The following is a 17,252-nucleotide window of genomic DNA, read 5'->3' on the forward strand; positions in this document are numbered from 1 at the left end:
TCAGTCCCGGAATATCGGCGGGCGTTTCTCCATGCCCGCCGCCACGGCCTCGCGGTGATTGGCCGAAGCCAGCAATGCCGCCTGCTCACGCGATTCTTCGACCAATATGGCGGCGGCATCGCTTTCCAGATTGAGCAGCCGCTTGCTGGCCCGGATCGCGTCGGGGCTGGAGGCCGCAATGCCGCTTGCCATGCTCATGGCCATGGCAAGCGGGTCGTCCGCGACATGCGTCACCACGCCTGCCTGTTCGGCCTCTTCCGCCTTCATCCGCTTGCCCGTAAATATGATTTCGCGAGCCACGTCGCTGCGCACAATGCTGCGCAGCAATGCGATGCCTCCCATATCCGGCGCAAGGCCCCAGCGGATCTCCATCATCGCGCATTCCAGATCCCGCGCGGCAATCCGAATGTCCGCGCCGAGCATCACCTGAAACCCCGCTCCGAAAGCGAAGCCATGCGCGGCTACAATCACCGGCACAGGCAGGGTGTGCAAGCCCCAGGCACATTGCTGGAAGACGTTCGCGTCACCATGCGTCCGCGGCATCAGATCCGGCAGGCTCGTATCGGCAAGCACCTCCAGGTCCAGCCCCACGCTGAATGCGCGTCCCGCACCTGACAGCACGACGCAGCGGATATCCTTCCGCCCGGCGATCTGATCGATCCGCTCGGCAAGCGCCGCAAACTGCGCCGCATCGAACGCATTCATCTTGTCCGGCCGGTTCAGGCGCAAATGCCCTATCCCGTCCGACACCTCCAGCAAGACACGTCGCTGCCGTTTGTCCTGCGCACCGGATGTCATCCAGCCTCTCCTAAGTCACTGAAATCACGTGTTGGAAATATGCAAAGTGCGTTACGGTCCTCTACTTCACACTCTGCATTCGGGGGTTATGGCAAGCCGCTAATCTTCAACCAGATCAAGATAGGCGACAACATCGTTGCTGGTCTGGAGAAACAATCCCGCCTGCACATCATCCGGTTCTGCCGCGGCGATCGCCAACGCCTCACCTAACGGGCCATAGAACAGCGTAGAGGCCGTACCACCCTCCCCGTCATCAAGGTAATAGAGCCGCACGGCCACTTCGCTGGATATCGTTCGCATCCCGGCATAATGCTGCTCAACGCGATAGCAGGCAATGAGGAACAGGCATGAACGACCGGCTCAGCTCAATCATTGCAGACATTGCGCTCGAGATGGCCCACATATCCGATCGTGGAACGGTAGCCAATTATATCGCGCCTCTGGCGGCCGTCCCAGACAGCCGCTTCGGCATCGCTGTCATAGAGCTGGATGGCACCTGCCATGTCGCGGGCGACGCAGACACTCCGTTCTCGATCCAGAGCATTTCCAAAGTGTTCGGCCTTACTCTTGCACTTGGGATGGTCGGCGACGCCTTGTGGAAGCGAGTCGGCCGCGAGCCTTCAGGAAGCGCCTTCAACTCCATCGTGCAGTTGGAGGCCGAGCAGGGCATCCCCCGCAATCCCTTCATCAATGCCGGTGCCATCGTGGTCTCGGACATTTTGCTGGGTCGGCACCAGCCCGGCGAGACGATCGGAGAGATATTGCGCTTCGTGCGCGGTCTGGCCGGCGACGAAAGCATCATGATCGACGAGGAAGTCGCTCATGCCGAGCAGGAGACGGGCTTCCGCAACATGGCATTGGCGCAATATATGCGCGCCTTCGGCAACATCCATCACTCCGTCGAACGTACCTTGGGTGTGTACTTCCATCAATGCGCCCTGGCCCTGAGTTGCCGACAGCTGGCATTGGCAGGACGATATCTGATGTGCGGCGGCATAAACCCTGAGACGGGGCGCACGATCGTCTCACGGCAGCGGGCGCGCCGTATCAACGCAGTGATGATGACGTGCGGCCATTACGACGGATCGGGCGAATTCGCCTATCGAGTGGGTCTTCCCGGCAAATCGGGCGTAGGTGGCGGCATTCTTGCCGTAGCGCCCGGCATCGCATCCATCGTCGTGTGGTCGCCCGGCCTAAACGCGCGCGGCAATTCGCAACTCGGCACATTGGCGCTCGAACGGCTCGTGCAGCGTACCGGATGGTCCGTGTTCGATCCGGCCGAAATGCTCTAGCGGGCTGCTGCGCGCGCCGCGAACTTCGGCATGGCGGGCGCTTCGAGGGCCAGCATCTGGCTAAGTTCCTCTTCCTCGATCGGTTCATCAAAGCGCAGGCCGAAACCCTGGGGGCTGGTGCTCATGATCCGGCCGAATACCTCCACCGGACCCACGGTCAGACAGATCGGCACGTCGCGGCGATCCATGAGATAGGCAAGGCGCGGGCGGAACATCGCCCCACCACTGGAAAGATCGATCACCCGGCCTTCGAAACTCGCCATCCGGTCAATGACCATCAGCGATCCCTCCAGCTTGCAGGCGTAACGCGCGGCGGAGCGGCTGAAGGTTGGTTTTGTACCAAAGAGGCGGCGCAAGGATAATGTCATGTTACGATGCCTTCCTGTTCGTTTCGGCGGCCGCGGCCGGCAGCGATGACTCATGCTCCTGCGAAAGGTTCATGCGCCGGCGCAGCAAGTCCATTTCCTGCCGCGCACCGTGAAGTTCGGCGGCGAGATCGGGAGTGCCTTCCGCACGGGGGGCGCTGCTTTGCAGTTGATCCAGCATCGCCGTGAGACGCGCCTGGTTGCGCTCATTCTGCGCGATCATATTCGCGAGCATCGCATGGTCGCTGCGTCGTCCCGCCTCCAGCTGGCCGATCGAATGATCGAGCGCCTGCTCCACCGAACGCGCGAATTTGCGCTGGCTAAGCGTGACATCCCGTACTTCCGCGCGCAGTTTCTTCCGCTCGCGCCGTGCCAGGGTGGAGGGGCTCGGGGCCCATAAAATCGAGAGCCAACCACGCCGGACATCCGGCCCGGCTCCCACGGGAGTAGCCATCATCGGCGCATCGGCGCTGTACGCCAGCAGTTCCGACTGGAGGGCAACCATCCGATCCAGCTGTTGGTGAAGCTGCGGTCCGTCCAGCATTCCCTGCCGATCGATCCCGGCGTTCATGCCTTCCAGCATATGCCGGATAGCCGCGCGGTCGCGCTCCGCCATATCGAAAAGACCTTGGAATTGTCCGACCATCAACGTCTGATTATGCGCCAGTTCGGCCACGACATCGGCGATCGGCTGGAGCAGCGGCGTCGGGTCGGAAACTTGCTGCACCGACTGCGACAAGGTGGTCACGGCGTCGGCCATATGCACGATTGACCGCTGAGCGTCCGCATTGATGTTCGCGCCGCCCGCAACGGCTTCGCGCAAATCCCGTAGCTGCTTGCCGCCCATCTCCAGCGCCCGCACGACGCCGCTCAGGTCGCCAGTCGAGCGGGCCGCGGCCTCGCCGTTCGGGTTTTCGAGAGCCGCAAGGTTCGAGAGCCAATGCTCGAACTCGTTGCGCAGCGTCTTCATGGCGCTGGTCATGAAGCGTTCCAGCGCGCCAAGCACCATCGAGGTCATCAGGCCGAAAAGCGATGAGGAGAAGCCGACGGACATGCCGTTCAGCGGCGCCTTCATGCCCTCGATCAGCTTGCCGAAGCTATCGCCGCCAGCATTTCCGGACACATCCATGCCGCCGATGAGGTCGCCCACCGAATGGACGGTCTTCATGAGGCCCATGAATGCGCCGAGCAGGCCCAGGAACACCATCAGGCCGGAGAAATAGATGAGCGTCGACTTGCGGTCGTTGATGCGCTGATCAACGTCGTGCAACAGCACCTGCACCGTCGCATTGGAAATCTGCAGGCCGTCCTGCTTGCCAAGTTCCTCGGTAATCAGCCGATAGCCCTGGCCCAGCAGCTCCGGTTCCTGGAACACGATCGCCGGATGCTTGTAGAAATCGAGCGGCCGCCGCGAACGGTCGCCATAATCGACCTTGAGCGCCTTGAGCGCCAGCACTTCGTTCCTGAGGTTGAGAACATGGCGGAACGCGATGCCCGCCGCGAGGCCGAACACGGCGAAGATCGACAGGTTCAGCGCGACCTTGGCCTGAATGCCCGCGATCACGAATTCATGCGCGTAGATGCCGAGGCCCAGCAGCACCAGCATGACCGCAGTCATTTTCAGAAGTTCGGACCGGATTTTCTGTTCCATTGTCACGTATACTTTCGCTGGTAGTGCGGCATCAGGGTTTCAGCACGACGCGGACGTTGTGGCCGTCCTTGGAGGACGGGTCCGTCACGCGGATCTGGGTATAGATATCGGCAGGCTTGATCCCGGCCCGCACGAGCAGGTTGCGCGTCATGGCCGCGCGGTAGAAGGCCAGCCGCTGCGCTTCGGTAATCGAGGAAGTCTGCGGCGCGAACGACCAGATTTCATACTTCATGCCCGCCGCCTGGCGCGTGCTGAGGAAGTCCGTGACTTGCTTGGTTGCGTCGTCGTTATAGCGAACGGCCATGGGCTCGAACGTAACGCGCAACAGCACGTCGGCAGTCTTGACTTCCACGCCCTTGCTGTCGTCGGGCTGCTCCATCGCCTTGATCTGCAGCTTGAGCGTATCAGGCGTTTCGCGCGTCCGGATGGTCAGTTGCTCGCTACCGTTGATCGGCTTGTCCGTCCGCAAGACATCACCTAGCTCGGCATTGGACTTCCCCGCTTCGGCAGTGACTTGCGAAGTGACGGTCTCGCCATTCCGATCCTTGGAAGACGACGACGCGTTATCGATACTGTCGCTGGTCTTGTGTTCCTTGGCCTCCATCTGAGCCTTGATCGTCTGGAGCGTGCGCTGCGACAGGACCATCACGGCCGCGCTCATGATGACGAGCAGGAAGGTGACGACCATGATCACGGTCGTCAGCACATCGACGAATGCCGGCCAGTGATTGACTTCGCCTTCTGCTGAAGCACCCGCCACGTACGTTCCCCAAGGATAGGCCGCGCATCAATGCGCAGACCAGTTTCACAGATGTTGGTAGACAATTAACCTTAACAAACCCTCACCAGCATCGTGGGTCAGGCGGCTTGGTTCGCGGCCTGCTGGCCCCGCATCATCATCAGGATCTCGGCACGGGGGCGGTCGGCGAAAATCTTGCCTTCTTCGAGCCAGATCACGCGGTCCACCAGATCGAGCAACGCCATGCGATGCGTAGCGATAATCAGCGTCCTATCCTTCGCAACGTCGCGCAAACCCTCGATCACTGCCTGTTCACTGTTGATGTCCATCGCGGCCGTGGGTTCATCCAGAAGCAGGATCGGCGGATCGCGCAGGAGCGCACGCGCCAGGATCACCGACTGCCTTTGCCCGCCGGACAGCTTGACGCCATTCGGTCCCACGTTGCGGCCATAGCCTTCCACACTGCGGCTGACGAAACGGTCCAGGCCGGAAGCGGCGATGGCCCGCTCGACTATATCAGCCTCCGGTTCCGGAAGCCCAAGCAATATGTTCCCCCAGATCGAGGTATTGAACAGCGTCGCGTCCTGCGCCGAATAGGAAATGCTCTGCCGGAGGTGGCTGACGCCATATTGGTCTATCGCGTTGCCATCGATGGTGATGGCACCACCTTGCGGCTGATGCAGTCCCGCCAGCAACTGAAGCAGCGAAGACTTGCCCGATCCCGACCGGCCGATGAGCGCGATCTTCTCGCCCGGCTTGATAGAGAGCGTGATGTCCTTGAGGCTCGGCGTTGCTGCTTCGGCATAGGAGAACACGACGTTCTGCAGCCGGATGTCGCCCTTGATGGCGCGAGTCTTCACGGCAGGGTCCGATGTTTCGCGCTCGGGCTCAGCGCCCAGGATTTTGGAGAGGGCGGCAAATTGCGACAGGCTCTGATAGCCTTTCGACACGATGGAAATGGCTGCGGACACCGGCACCATGGCGCGCCCGGTCAGCATCGTGACGGCCACCAGCGCACCCGTGGTCATGATCCCCGCCTTGATCTGGAACACGCCGATGATCACCACCATCACGGTCACCATCTGCACCAGCAGCCCCGCCATGGACGCGGGAAGGTCGCTCCACTTGCGGGCAACCCTGGAACTGATGCCGATATGGTCGGACACTATGTCCCATTGGCGCAGGAAGTGGCGCTCGGCCTGATTGGCCTTGATCGTCGTCAGCCCCTCGGTGACATCGACCACCAGATTGCTGCGCGCATGCATCAGCTTCGATGAGCGGCGGCTCGACAGCTTCAGCGCGTAGGCGGCGGTGATCCCGACCAGCACCATTGCGCTTGCGCCGACGATCGGTCCTGCCACGGCCCATCCGCCGATCAGCATGATGAGGGCAATGTAGCCGAAGAAAAACGGCACATCGATGCAGAAGGTCACGACGGCCTGAGGCACCAGCAGCGCCAGTCCCTCCACATCGCGTAAAGCCGTCATCAATCCGCCGACGCTGTTGTCCGCATGTCCGACTCGCGCGTGGAGATACGATGCCATGGCGCGATTCTGGATCGCCTGGCCGACACGAACACCTACGGCATCGATGAAGCCGCCGCGAACATGCTTGAACACGAATTCGAAGACGAGGACGATCGCAACGCCGGCAGACAGCGCCCAGAGCGACTCGATCGCCAGATTGGGCACCACGCGATCATAAACAGCGCGCATATAAAGCGGTATCGCCAGAGCGCACAGGTTGAGGAGCGCGGCGGCGAGGAGGAGTTGACCGAGTCGCTTGCGTTCGCTCAGGAACGTACCAAGCAGCCAGAGGCGCGGATTACGGCGGACGAACGTACGCTCGTCGTCCAGATCCAGGCCGTTCGCAGGGTCGATGTGGCCGCAGACCAGTACATCTTCGCTGACCAGATCCTTGAGTATCGGCAACGGCACCGTCTTCTCGCCGGTCGCATCGATGATGGTCGCATGAGGATCGTCGCTCAATCCGACCAGCAACACCGATGCACCATCACGCAACTGCATGATTACGGGAAGGTCCTGCGGCGTGAGGCTGGCCAGTGGGCGGACGTCCCACCGGGCGTCGAGGCCGGCGCGCGCCATCGCAATCGGTGCGAGGCGCGGGTCCATGAAACCATTCGGAAGCGGCAAGGCTGCAATCAGCATGTCACGCGGCGTTGGCTTGCCGCAGAGCGCGCTGAGCCGCTCAAGACACGTCACCAGCGAAGCCGGCTCGACCGAGCCGTGCCAATGGCGGGCCGCCGCCATGCCTTCCCGGGCGCGGGAATGGGGTGAGGGCGCCAAACCAATGGCGCCCGCTATCCGCCCGAAGAGGCTGATGCCCGTCTGCTCATCTGAAACCCGCTGCATGGTCGTCCCCATATGTCTCTGGGGATCATTAAACATTCTTAAGGATAATGAGTGGTAAACGCCGCTGAGATTTTCGGGGATCAGGATATGAATTTCAGCGCGATCAGGGATCGAATCATCCGATCGATGGGCGGTTCCAGCCTGTTTGAAGGGGTAAGTAGCCGCGAACTGGCCGCAGCCTTTGCAGGCGACATCAAGGTGGCTAGCGCTCCTATCGACGGAGTCGCACCCTGGAGCGCCCGAATCAGGACGGACAGGCAAGGGCGCGTGCTGAAGGTTCTCGCTTTGCTGATCGTTGCCTTTCTGGCTTGGGCGGTCTTCTTTCAGGTCGACAAGGTTACGCGCGGGTCCGGGCGCGTGCTGCCTTCCGTACAGAATCAGGTCGTGCAGCATCTCGAAGGTGGCATCGTCAACGATCTGCTGGTCAGTGAAGGGCAGCGAGTGCGCAAAGGCCAGATCCTGATGCGTGTGACCAATCAGTTTACCACGGCGGACCTAGAGAACGCGCGCACAGACGTCGTCGCCAAGCGCATCGCCCTGGCGCGCATGGACGCCGAGGTGAGCGGCGCATCGAACTTCACGGTTCCTGCCGAGCTTGCGGAGGCCGCTCCGGACATTGCCGCCTCGGAAGAGGCGCTGTTCTACTCCAGCCGGAACCAGCGGGGGCAGGAAACCGGCATCATATCGGAGCAGGCACGCGCGCGGCGTGCCGAAATCGCCGGTCTGCAAGCCCGGCTGAAGAACCTGCGGAGCGAGCAGACGCTGATGATGACCCAGCTGAGCAAGCTGGAGCGCGCTTACGAAGCCGAAGCGATTTCCGAGCGTGAAGTGCTGGACAAGCGCTCCATGCTTCTGGCGCTGCAGACCCGGATTGCCGATGTGGAAAGCCAAATTCCCCAAGCCATGGCGGAACTCAGTGAGTCTTCAGCGCGCCGGGGTGAAGTGTGGACCAAGTCGGTGCAGCAAACGAAGGCCGAAGCGGCGAAACTCCGCATGGAACTCGCCAAGGCCGATGAAACGCTGGGGGCTTATTCCGACAAGGAATCGCGCGAGGAGATTCGCGCGCCCATGGATGGCATCGTCAACAAACTCTACGTGCAGACGGTCGGTGGTGTGATCCGCGGCGGCGAGCCGATTGCCGAAATCGTGCCTGTCGACAAAGTGGTGATGATCGAGGCCCGCATCGCGCCCAAGGACCGCGGGCAAGTCTGGTCCGGCCTTCCTGCGAACATCAAGATCTCGGCCTATGATTCCGCAATATATGGCGGGATGGCTGGAACCGTGGTGGATGTCTCTCCCGACGTTATCCAGGATGCCAAGGGCGAAGTCTTCTACCGTGTACGCCTGCGAGCGGAGACCACGAAGTTTGGCGCTGGAAAACCTGTCATTCCCGGCATGACGGCCGAAGTAAACATCAAGTCGGGCCGCCAGAGCATCATGGACTATATCCTGGGCCCCTTGATCCGGGTACGTGACAGCGCTCTGCGGGAATGAAGCTGCCGTAAAGACTTCAAACTAGGTGCCCGTTCTTCTCGCGAAATCCACGTAAAGTTCGCGAAGCCGCTTTGCGACGGGGCCGGGTTTGCCGTCGCCGATAGCTTTGCCATCCACTTGCACCACGGGCATGACGAAGGTCGATGCGCTGGTATGGAAGGCTTCGCGCGCGGAATGGATTTCCGCGACGGTGAAGGGTCGATACTCGAGAGCAATGCCCGTTTCCTGTGCCAGGGCTGTGACAGCCGCACTCGTGCAGCCCGGCAGAATGGATTGAGAATTGGGCCGCGTAACCAGAACGCCGTCGGCAGTGAGAATGAAAGCCGTGGCCGACGCGCCTTCGGTCACCTGGCCAGCTTCATCGACCAACCAAGCGTCGTCGCATCCTGCGGCAGCAGCTTCCCGCTTGGCGAGCACCTGCGCCAGCAGACCGATAGATTTGATATCACGTCGTGCCCAGCGCAGGTCCGGGACGGTCTTGATGCTGGCGCCTTTTTGAGCGGCAGGAGAAGCTATGATGGCTTTGGGCGTCGCGAACATCACCAGCGTGGGCGAAATATTCTGAGGCGGGAGGAAGTCACGCACGGTGTCAACTCCACGCGTAACCTGAAAGTAAACCAGACCCTCAACCAGGGCGTTGCGCGCCACGAGGTCCCGCTGAGTATCTTCGATCTCTCGGCAAAGGCAAGGCTATTTCCGCACAAGACCGTGCCAGCCGCGCCAGATGGGACGCGCTATCCACCAGTTTACCGTCCAGTACCGCCGCGACTTCGTAAATCCCGTCTGCAAACAGGAAGCCTCTGTCGAGCACGGACACGCGAGCCTCCGATAAGGGCAGGAACATGCCGTTGAGATAGGCGATAGCGGTCACGATGATCCTTCCGGCAGTGAGAGCTTGAACGATAGCAATCTCAGGCGAAAGCGGGAACCGGCTAGGCGTTCAGCCCGGCAAGCCACTCGCCGATCATGACGCGCCCCGCAGTTACGGCAGCGGGTCCATAAATATCGTGATCCTCGCGAAGAGCGTTGGGACACTGAGTAGCGCTGTCCAGATCGGCCCAGAAATGCGTGAGCCAATCCTCGAACCGGGGATCTTCACCCATCTCGGCATGGCACTGCAGGGCAAGCACATTCGCGCCGCGCCTGAAGGCCTGGTGCCGGTAATGCTGCGTAGAGGCCAGCAGTTCGACATTATCGGGCAGATCGAACGTGTCGCTATGCCAATGGAGCACGCGGACGCCCCTCAGATGCTTGACCGGAGAGCCCTTACCTGCAGCGGTAAGTTCCAGCGGCGCGAATCCCAGTTCGAATGTATGACCCTGGTACACCGGGGCACCCAGAGCGGCGGCAATCATCTGGCTGCCGAGACAAACGCCCAGTGTCGGACGATCTTTTTCCAGCCTCGCCGCCAGCTTCTTAATCTGAAGCGGTATCCAGGGATGGATGTCCGTTTCATACACGCCCATGGGCCCACCCATCATGATGAGAAGGTCGGGCGCGCATAGATCTACTGCCTCGAAAGCAGGATTGGCCACATCGATGCGCTCAATCGAGTAGCCCGCCGCCTCGATCGGCGCGAGAAACCCGGCTGCGCCTTCGCGAGGGACATGTCTGACGATTAGAGCGGTCTTGGTCACGGGCCGATTAGGGATGCGGCCCAACTTTTGTCGAGTTGGAAAAATGTTTCGACCGGCAAAGGCCCCGTTGCAGACGTAGGAAGCCCCAGTCGTTGAACGGGGCTTCCTACGTAGAAGTTATGCGGCCAATTTGCGAAGAACGTAGGGCAGGATGCCGCCGTTCAGGAAGTAGTCCAGTTCGTTCACGGTATCGATGCGGCACAGCGCTTCGAAAGTGAAGGTGGAGCCATCGGCTCGCGTTACCTGCACCGGCACCATCTGGCGCGGCTTGAGACCCGACACGCCAGTGATGGTGAAGGTCTCATCGCCCGTCAGGCCAAGAGTTTCGCGGCTCTGCCCTTCTGCGAACTGCAGGGGAAGGACGCCCATGCCCACCAGGTTGGAGCGATGGATACGCTCGAAGCTTTCCGTCACCACGACGCGTACGCCAAGCAGGTTCGTACCCTTCGCCGCCCAGTCGCGTGACGAACCCGTGCCATATTCCTTGCCCGCGATAACGACCAGCGGCGTTCCGTCGGCCTTGTGGCGCATCGCCGCATCATAGATCGGCATAATCTGGCCGTTGTAACGAGTCATGCCGCCCTCCACGCCGTCCAGCATCTGGTTCCTGATGCGGATGTTGGCGAAGGTGCCGCGCATCATCACTTCATGATGGCCACGGCGCGCGCCGTAGCTGTTGAAGTCCGCCTGCGCGACCTGGTGCTCCTGCAGCCAAACGCCTGCCGGCGAAGTCGCCTTGATGTTGCCGGCGGGCGAGATGTGGTCGGTCGTGATCGAGTCACCGAAGATCGCCAGCGGCTTTGCATCGATGATGTCGGAAACGGGCGCGGGGGTCATGCCCATGCCTTCGAAATAGGGCGGATTGGCGACATAGGTCGATCCGGCGCGCCATGTGTACGTGTCGGAGCCGGTCACGTCGATCGCCTGCCATTTGCTGTCGCCGGTGAAGACGGAAGCATAGCGGCTCTGGAACATGTCGCGGGTAAGCGCGCCGTCCATGACCGAGCGGATTTCGTCATTGCTCGGCCAGATGTCCTTCAGGAAAACATCCGTGCCGTCATGCGACTGGCCGATCGGCGTGGCAACGAAGTCCGTCGTGACCGAACCCTTCAGCGCATAGGCCACCACCAGCGGCGGCGAAGCAAGGAAGTTGGCGCGAACGTCGGCCGACACGCGGCCTTCGAAGTTGCGGTTCCCCGACAGTACGGAGGCGGCGACGATATCGTTGTTGTTGATCGCGCTGCTGATAGCCGGAGCCAGCGGGCCCGAGTTGCCGATGCAGGTGGTGCAGCCATAGCCTACGAGGTTGAAACCGATAGCATCGAGATACTGCGTCAAACCAGCCTTGTTCAGATAGTCAGTGACAACCTGCGATCCCGGAGCAAGTGAGGTCTTGACCCACGGCTTGGGCTTCAGGCCCTTCTCGAATGCCTTCTTGGCGACGAGGCCCGCCGCAACCAGAACGGACGGGTTGGAGGTATTCGTGCAGGAGGTGATCGCAGCGATAACGACATCACCGTCGCCGATGCCATGGTCCTTGCCTTCGACATCCACCCGCGCCGGAGCGGCTTTCTTGTAGATGCTCGCCAGATCCGCGTTGAACACGTCATCGACCTGCGAAAGGATTACCTTGTCCTGCGGACGCTTGGGACCGGCCAGCGAAGGCTCGACCGTACCCATGTCGAGGCCCAGCGTGTCAGTGAATACAGGCTCTGCATCGCTGACGTTCAACCAGAAACCCTGCTCCTTGGCATAGGCTTCGACCAACGCGATGTTTTCTTCCGAACGGCCGGTCAGACGCATGTAGTCGAGCGTCTTGTCGTCGATCGGGAAGAAGCCGCAGGTCGCGCCATATTCCGGAGCCATGTTCGCGATGGTTGCGCGATCCGCGAGCGACAGCGCCGAAACGCCGGGACCGTAGAACTCGACGAAGCGGCCGACGACGCCCTTGGCGCGCAGCATCTGCGTAACGGTTAGGACGAGATCGGTAGCCGTAATCCCTTCGGCCAAGGTGCCGGTGAGCTTGAAGCCGACGACCTCGGGAATGAGCATGGAAACAGGCTGGCCGAGCATTGCCGCTTCGGCTTCGATACCACCCACGCCCCAGCCGAGCACGCCGAGGCCATTGACCATGGTCGTATGGCTGTCGGTGCCGACGCAGGTGTCGGGATAGGCCACGGTCACGCCGTCCGGGCCAGCCGAAGACCAGACAGCCTGTGCGATATTCTCCAGGTTCACCTGATGGCAGATGCCAGTGCCGGGAGGAACGACCTTGAAGTTGTCCAGCGCCTTGGAGCCCCATTTCAGAAACTCATAGCGTTCCATGTTGCGCTGATACTCAAGCTCGACGTTATCCTCGAACGCCTTGGGCGTGCCGAATTCGTCGACCATGACGGAATGGTCGATCACAAGATGAACGGGAACCAGAGGATTGATCTTCGTCGCGTCTGCGCCCAGCGCATTCATCGCGTCACGCATGGCGGCCAGATCGACGACGCAGGGAACGCCCGTGAAGTCCTGCATCAGCACGCGCGCGGGGCGATACTGGATCTCACGAACGGATTTCCGCTCGACCTGCCAGTCGACGATAGCCTGGATGTCCTCGACGGTGACAGTGACGCCATCTTCGAAGCGGAGCAGGTTCTCCAGCAAGACCTTCATGCTGAAAGGCAAGCGCGATACGTCGCCCAGCTTTGCCGCAGCCTTCTTCAGGCTGTAAATGGCAACGTCCGTCCCGCCGACGCTGAGCGTATCGCGGGTGCCGAGTGTGTCCTGTCCGATGGCTGTCATTGGTCGTGCGTCTCCGTCGCAAAAGCTGGTGGCCGCGCGGATGGGGAGGATGCGACAGCGGGGCCGAACCGGCAGAGCGTCTTCTTGAAAGGGCGCCCTTCACCCATGGCCGCACCATGCATCAACCGGCGGTCGAAGCGGGTAAATCCCGGTGCGCCTGCGCCATAGCGCATGGCTGTCCTGAGTCAACGGTTCGCATGCCAATCGGGCCGTTAACATGTGTGGTCGCGCGAATGTCTCAAAAGCATAAATCTACTTTAGCGGACCGGTTCATCGCGTTGCGGAAACATTTCGCCTGCCGCACGTTCTGTCTCGGATATATGATGCAGGGAGGCCGTCATGGATATGTTGAGCAGCTCATCACCCGAACCCGCTCTGCGGATCAGGCGCTCCGTGCCTGCCAAATCCATGCTGCTCTATCGCCAGAACAGCGCCAACGCCTGTCCAGGATGCGGCAAGAGCCACTGGCTCGTCGGCCGAGTGATGGCACAGTGCGCCTTTTGCGAAACAGCGCTGCCGCTCGCCAGTGGATGGCGCTTTGAAGGACTTACGCGGATCTGAAATCAGCGACGCCAGGACTAACCTGTCGCTTCCTCCAGCAATGCCTTGGCTTCGGGCCCCTCCCAATCCATTGCGCCGATCACGCGCGCCACTTCCTTGCCCTCCGCATCATACAGCACGCTGGTCGGTAGAAGACCGGTAGCATAATGGAAGCCGAACTGGTTTTCCGGGTCCAGCCAGGCCTTGAGATGCTTGAACTTCCGCTTCGCGAAAAAGGCATCAACGCGCTCGGCGCCCTGACTGTCCTGGGAGATCGTAAGGACCTGCAGTCCTTTGCCCGCATAGCTGCCCGCCACCCCGTCCAGCGTAGGCATTTCCGCGACGCAGGGCGTGCACCACGTCGCCCATAAGTTGACGAGGAGAGGCTTACCCGCAAAATCCTGGAGGGTCGCGTCTCCACCACCGGGCGCAGCGAAAGTGAACTTGGGGGCGGGGGTCCCCTTCTTGCTACGGTCCAGCGTGAATTTGAAGGCGGCTTGATCGTCATCGCCCTTGGTGCTTGGCACTTCGTCGGGCGTCATGGCAATTGCTGCATTGCCAGCGGCCATATCGTTCGCAGCGGCTTGCCCGGACGGCGGCGATTGCCTATCGCATCCGCCAAGTACGCCGGTCAGCAGGAGCAAGGCCATCACGGATCGCAAGGAAGTCTCCAATAGCATGTGGGGTGGGCGATTTGCCGCCGGTCCCGCTTCAGTCATGCGCGAGATAAACGCCTCCATCCCCTTCGACAAGCGATTGTGGCGGCAGGACATCGCGGGGTCCAAGGCGCATGTCGCAATGCTGGGCAAGCAGGGGATCGTGTCCGCAGAAGACGCAGCTACCATAAGCGCGGGCCTGGACAGCGTAGCGTCAGAATATGCAGCATCCGGAGTTCCGGTGAACCTGGACCTCGAAGACATCCACATGGTCACGGAGTCACGGCTTTCCGAATTGATCGGGCCGGTCGCAGGGCGGCTGCACACGGCCCGGTCCCGCAACGATCAGGTGGCGACGGACTTTCGCCTGTGGGTGCGTGATGCAGTCGACGAAGTGGAGACCGCATTGGCGGCGCTTCAATCCACGTTGCTGGATCGCGCCGAGGAACATGCCGATACCGTCATGCCGGGGTTCACGCATCTGCAGTCGGCGCAACCGGTGACATTGGGCCATCATCTGATGGCCTACCATGCGATGATCGGCCGGGACCGGTCGCGCTTCGCCGATGCGCGGACAAGGATGAACGAATGTCCGCTTGGCGCAGCGGCCCTGGCGGGGACGGGTTTTCCGATCGATCGCCATGCCACCACGGCGGCGCTTGGTTTCGACAGGCCGACAGCCAACAGCCTCGACAGCGTGTCCGACCGGGACTTTGCTCTGGATTACCTGATGGCTGCCACCCAATGCAGTCTGCATCTTTCACGCCTGGCCGAGGAGTTCGTGATATGGGCAAGCCAGCCGTTCGGGTTCGTGAAACTGCCGGACGCTTACTCCACCGGCAGTTCGATCATGCCGCAGAAGCGCAATCCCGATGCAGCGGAACTCGTCCGCGGCCATTCGGGGCGCATCGCCGGGTGCATGACGGCTCTCGTCATCACCATGAAGGGTCTGCCGCTTGCCTATTCCAAGGACATGCAGGACGACAAGCCACCGGTTTTCGAAGCGCATGACCTACTGGGCCTGTCGATCGCCGCATTGACCGGGATGATCGAGACGGTTGCCTTCCGCGCTGATCGGATGCGGGCGCTTGCGGAAAGCGGCTATGCGACGGCAACCGATCTGGCCGACTGGCTGGTGCGCGAAGCCAATGTGCCGTTTCGCGAGGCGCATCATATCACGGGGCGCGCGGTGAAGCTGGCCGAGGATCAAGGCGTTCAGCTTGCGGAGCTGTCCCTTCCCGCCTTGCAAGACATCGATGCACGGATCGACGACACGCTGTACGAGGTGCTGAGCGTCGACGCATCGGTCGCAAGCCGGCGCAGCTATGGCGGCACTGCGCCGGATCAGGTACGGGCGCGGATTGCCGAAGCACGTGCGAAGGAGCCGAAGCTATGAGATATCGACTGGCTGCAAGCATCGCTCTGCTGGCGGCGCTGGGTGCCTGTGGAGGACGGCAGGCGCTCAAACCAGCCGAGGGCGCGCCTGCAATACCGATTGCGCGCGGGGCGACTGCACCGCAGACGCCGCAGGAACTGATGGAGCCGTCACCGCAATCCCGGCCCGAACGCAACGCCGAACTGCTGACGCAGTCGAAGGAACGGCAGGACGATCCCTTCAATTTGCCGCCAACCGCCGACTGAGCGAGATCACATGGATCATTTCGATTATCGTAACGGCGTGATGCACGTCGAGCATGTGCCCATGGCCGCGATTGCGGAAGCAGTGGGCACGCCGGTTTACGTCTACTCGACCGCTACGCTGACGCGTCACGTCGGCGTGTTCCGCGATGCCCTGCGTGCGCTCGAGGACCCATTGATCGCTTTCGCCGTAAAGGCCAATCCTAATGCCGCCGTGCTGGCCACGCTGGCGAAGCTTGGTCTGGGCGCCGACGTCGTATCGGGCGGCGAACTGCTGCGGGCGCTGGCGGCAGGCATAGCTGCCGACCGGATCGTCTTTTCCGGCGTGGGCAAGACCGCCGAGGAAATGAAGCTGGCGCTCGAACACGGTATCTTCCAGTTCAATCTGGAGAGCGAACCGGAGGCTGAAATGCTGAACGAGGTCGCCGTCGCAGCGGGCAAGGTGGCGCGCGTCGCCTATCGCATCAACCCGGATGTGGATGCGGGCACGCATGCGAAGATCTCCACCGGCAAGTCCGAGAACAAGTTCGGTATTCCCTATGACCGGGCGATTGCGTCTTATGACCGGGCGGCGCAGCTTCCCGGCCTGGATGTGCAGGGCGTCGCCGTCCATATCGGCAGCCAGCTGACGGACCTCGCCCCATTGGAAGCCGCCTTCCTCAAGGTGGGCGCTCTGATCGAAGCTTTAGGGGACGAAGGGCATGACATCCGCACAGCCGATCTTGGGGGAGGATTGGGCGTTCCCTATGATCCCAGCCTGCCGGTTCCGCCCAGCCCGGCCGCTTATGGCGAGATGGTCACGCGCGTCACGAAGGACTGGGGCGTCCGGCTAATGTTCGAGCCTGGCCGCGTGATCGTCGGCAATGCAGGCGCGCTGCTTTCGCAGGTGGTACGCGTCAAGCAGGGCGCGAGCGAGCCGTTCGTCATTGTCGATGCTGCCATGAACGACTTGCTTCGGCCGAGCCTGTATGATGCCTGGCATGATATCAGGGCGGTGAAACCGAGTGGGAAGTTGACGACCGCGAACATCGTCGGCCCGGTCTGCGAAAGTGGTGACACCTTCGCAACGAACCGCGAAATGCACCATGTTCAGGCCGGAGACTTGGTCGCGTTCATGACGGCTGGAGCCTATGGGGCCACGATGGCGAGCACCTATAACAGCCGCGCCCTGACGCCGGAGGTTCTGGTATCGGGCGACAAATGGGCAGTGGTGCGCCCGCGGCCCCCGATCCAGACATTGATCGACGGGGACATCATTCCCGACTGGCTGGCGTAGCGCC

The 17,252-nt window shown here is 61.6% G+C and carries 16 protein-coding genes and 1 pseudogene; 6 read left to right on the forward strand and 11 right to left on the reverse strand.

The window, feature by feature from the left end:
* Entirely contained in the window at nucleotides 1-798 is a 798-nt protein-coding gene (locus tag QHC67_RS05100) for a crotonase/enoyl-CoA hydratase family protein (protein ID WP_319291918.1), read from the reverse strand.
* 99 nt (nucleotides 799-897) lie between these two features.
* Complete coding sequence (locus QHC67_RS05105; RefSeq protein WP_319291920.1) at nucleotides 898-1,098, reverse strand: hypothetical protein; 201 nt, start codon at nucleotides 1,096-1,098, stop codon at nucleotides 898-900.
* Nucleotides 1,099-1,145: 47 nt separating this feature from the next.
* On the opposite strand from QHC67_RS05105, the gene QHC67_RS05110 reads away from it, so the two are divergent.
* Entirely contained in the window at nucleotides 1,146-2,090 is a 945-nt protein-coding gene (locus QHC67_RS05110) for a glutaminase (RefSeq protein ID WP_319291922.1), read from the forward strand.
* Here QHC67_RS05110 and QHC67_RS05115 read toward each other — a convergent pair.
* The 4 genes from QHC67_RS05115 to QHC67_RS05130 all read right to left on the reverse strand — a co-directional run bounded on the left by QHC67_RS05115 (nucleotide 2,087) and on the right by QHC67_RS05130 (nucleotide 7,217).
* On the reverse strand, nucleotides 2,087-2,458 hold the full coding sequence (locus tag QHC67_RS05115; protein ID WP_319291923.1) for a PilZ domain-containing protein: 372 nt from the start codon (nucleotides 2,456-2,458) through the stop codon (nucleotides 2,087-2,089). The genes QHC67_RS05110 and QHC67_RS05115 overlap by 4 nt on opposite strands.
* Nucleotide 2,459: 1 nt before the next feature.
* A complete protein-coding gene (locus QHC67_RS05120; protein ID WP_319291925.1) occupies nucleotides 2,460-4,106 on the reverse strand; it encodes a hypothetical protein in 1,647 nt (548 codons plus the stop codon).
* Between the two features lie 31 nt (nucleotides 4,107-4,137).
* On the reverse strand, nucleotides 4,138-4,866 hold the full coding sequence (locus tag QHC67_RS05125; RefSeq protein ID WP_319291927.1) for a hypothetical protein: 729 nt from the start codon (nucleotides 4,864-4,866) through the stop codon (nucleotides 4,138-4,140).
* 98 nt (nucleotides 4,867-4,964) lie between these two features.
* A complete protein-coding gene (locus tag QHC67_RS05130; RefSeq protein WP_319291930.1) occupies nucleotides 4,965-7,217 on the reverse strand; it encodes an ATP-binding cassette domain-containing protein in 2,253 nt (750 codons plus the stop codon).
* A 51-nt stretch (nucleotides 7,218-7,268) separates the two neighbouring features.
* On the opposite strand from QHC67_RS05130, the gene QHC67_RS05135 reads away from it, so the two are divergent.
* A complete protein-coding gene (locus QHC67_RS05135; RefSeq protein WP_319291932.1) occupies nucleotides 7,269-8,711 on the forward strand; it encodes an HlyD family type I secretion periplasmic adaptor subunit in 1,443 nt (480 codons plus the stop codon).
* 21 nt (nucleotides 8,712-8,732) lie between these two features.
* Here the strand turns inward: QHC67_RS05135 and QHC67_RS05140 are convergent.
* The 4 genes and pseudogenes from QHC67_RS05140 to QHC67_RS05155 all read right to left on the reverse strand — a co-directional run bounded on the left by QHC67_RS05140 (nucleotide 8,733) and on the right by QHC67_RS05155 (nucleotide 13,311).
* A pseudogene (locus QHC67_RS05140) lies at nucleotides 8,733-9,555 on the reverse strand (D-amino-acid transaminase).
* An 88-nt stretch (nucleotides 9,556-9,643) separates the two neighbouring features.
* Nucleotides 9,644-10,348 (reverse strand): glutamine amidotransferase, encoded by a 705-nt coding sequence (locus QHC67_RS05145; RefSeq protein ID WP_319291935.1) that lies wholly within the window; start codon nucleotides 10,346-10,348, stop codon nucleotides 9,644-9,646.
* Between the two features lie 117 nt (nucleotides 10,349-10,465).
* Nucleotides 10,466-13,138, reverse strand: coding sequence for an aconitate hydratase AcnA (gene acnA / locus QHC67_RS05150; RefSeq protein WP_319291938.1), 2,673 nt, complete (start codon nucleotides 13,136-13,138; stop codon nucleotides 10,466-10,468).
* Nucleotides 13,135-13,311 carry a hypothetical protein gene (locus QHC67_RS05155; protein WP_319291941.1) on the reverse strand — a complete coding sequence of 59 codons (177 nt, stop codon included), beginning with the start codon at nucleotides 13,309-13,311 and terminating at the stop codon, nucleotides 13,135-13,137. The genes acnA and QHC67_RS05155 overlap by 4 nt, the downstream gene beginning before the upstream one ends.
* A gap of 166 nt (nucleotides 13,312-13,477) precedes the next feature.
* Between QHC67_RS05155 and QHC67_RS05160 the strand changes: the two genes are divergently transcribed.
* A complete protein-coding gene (locus QHC67_RS05160) occupies nucleotides 13,478-13,699 on the forward strand; it encodes a hypothetical protein (RefSeq protein WP_319291944.1) in 222 nt (73 codons plus the stop codon).
* Between the two features lie 17 nt (nucleotides 13,700-13,716).
* Here the strand turns inward: QHC67_RS05160 and QHC67_RS05165 are convergent, their stop codons facing one another.
* On the reverse strand, nucleotides 13,717-14,328 hold the full coding sequence (locus tag QHC67_RS05165; protein WP_319292220.1) for a TlpA disulfide reductase family protein: 612 nt from the start codon (nucleotides 14,326-14,328) through the stop codon (nucleotides 13,717-13,719).
* 28 nt (nucleotides 14,329-14,356) lie between these two features.
* Here QHC67_RS05165 and argH point away from each other — a divergent pair, with 28 nt between their 5' ends.
* The 3 genes from argH to lysA are packed head-to-tail and all read left to right on the forward strand — an operon-like array spanning nucleotide 14,357 to nucleotide 17,248.
* Entirely contained in the window at nucleotides 14,357-15,730 is a 1,374-nt protein-coding gene (gene argH / locus QHC67_RS05170) for an argininosuccinate lyase (protein WP_319291947.1), read from the forward strand.
* On the forward strand, nucleotides 15,727-15,975 hold the full coding sequence (locus QHC67_RS05175) for a hypothetical protein (protein ID WP_319291950.1): 249 nt from the start codon (nucleotides 15,727-15,729) through the stop codon (nucleotides 15,973-15,975). Before argH ends, QHC67_RS05175 begins: the two co-directional genes overlap by 4 nt.
* Nucleotides 15,976-15,985: 10 nt before the next feature.
* Nucleotides 15,986-17,248: a diaminopimelate decarboxylase gene (gene lysA / locus QHC67_RS05180; RefSeq protein ID WP_319291952.1), complete on the forward strand. Its 1,263-nt coding sequence runs from the start codon at nucleotides 15,986-15,988 to the stop codon at nucleotides 17,246-17,248.
* Nucleotides 17,249-17,252 lie beyond the last annotated feature (4 nt).

Origin of the sequence: Sphingobium sp. (assembly GCF_033795625.1) — a bacterium.
In the GTDB taxonomy this organism is placed as follows: Bacteria; Pseudomonadota; Alphaproteobacteria; order Sphingomonadales; family Sphingomonadaceae; genus Sphingobium.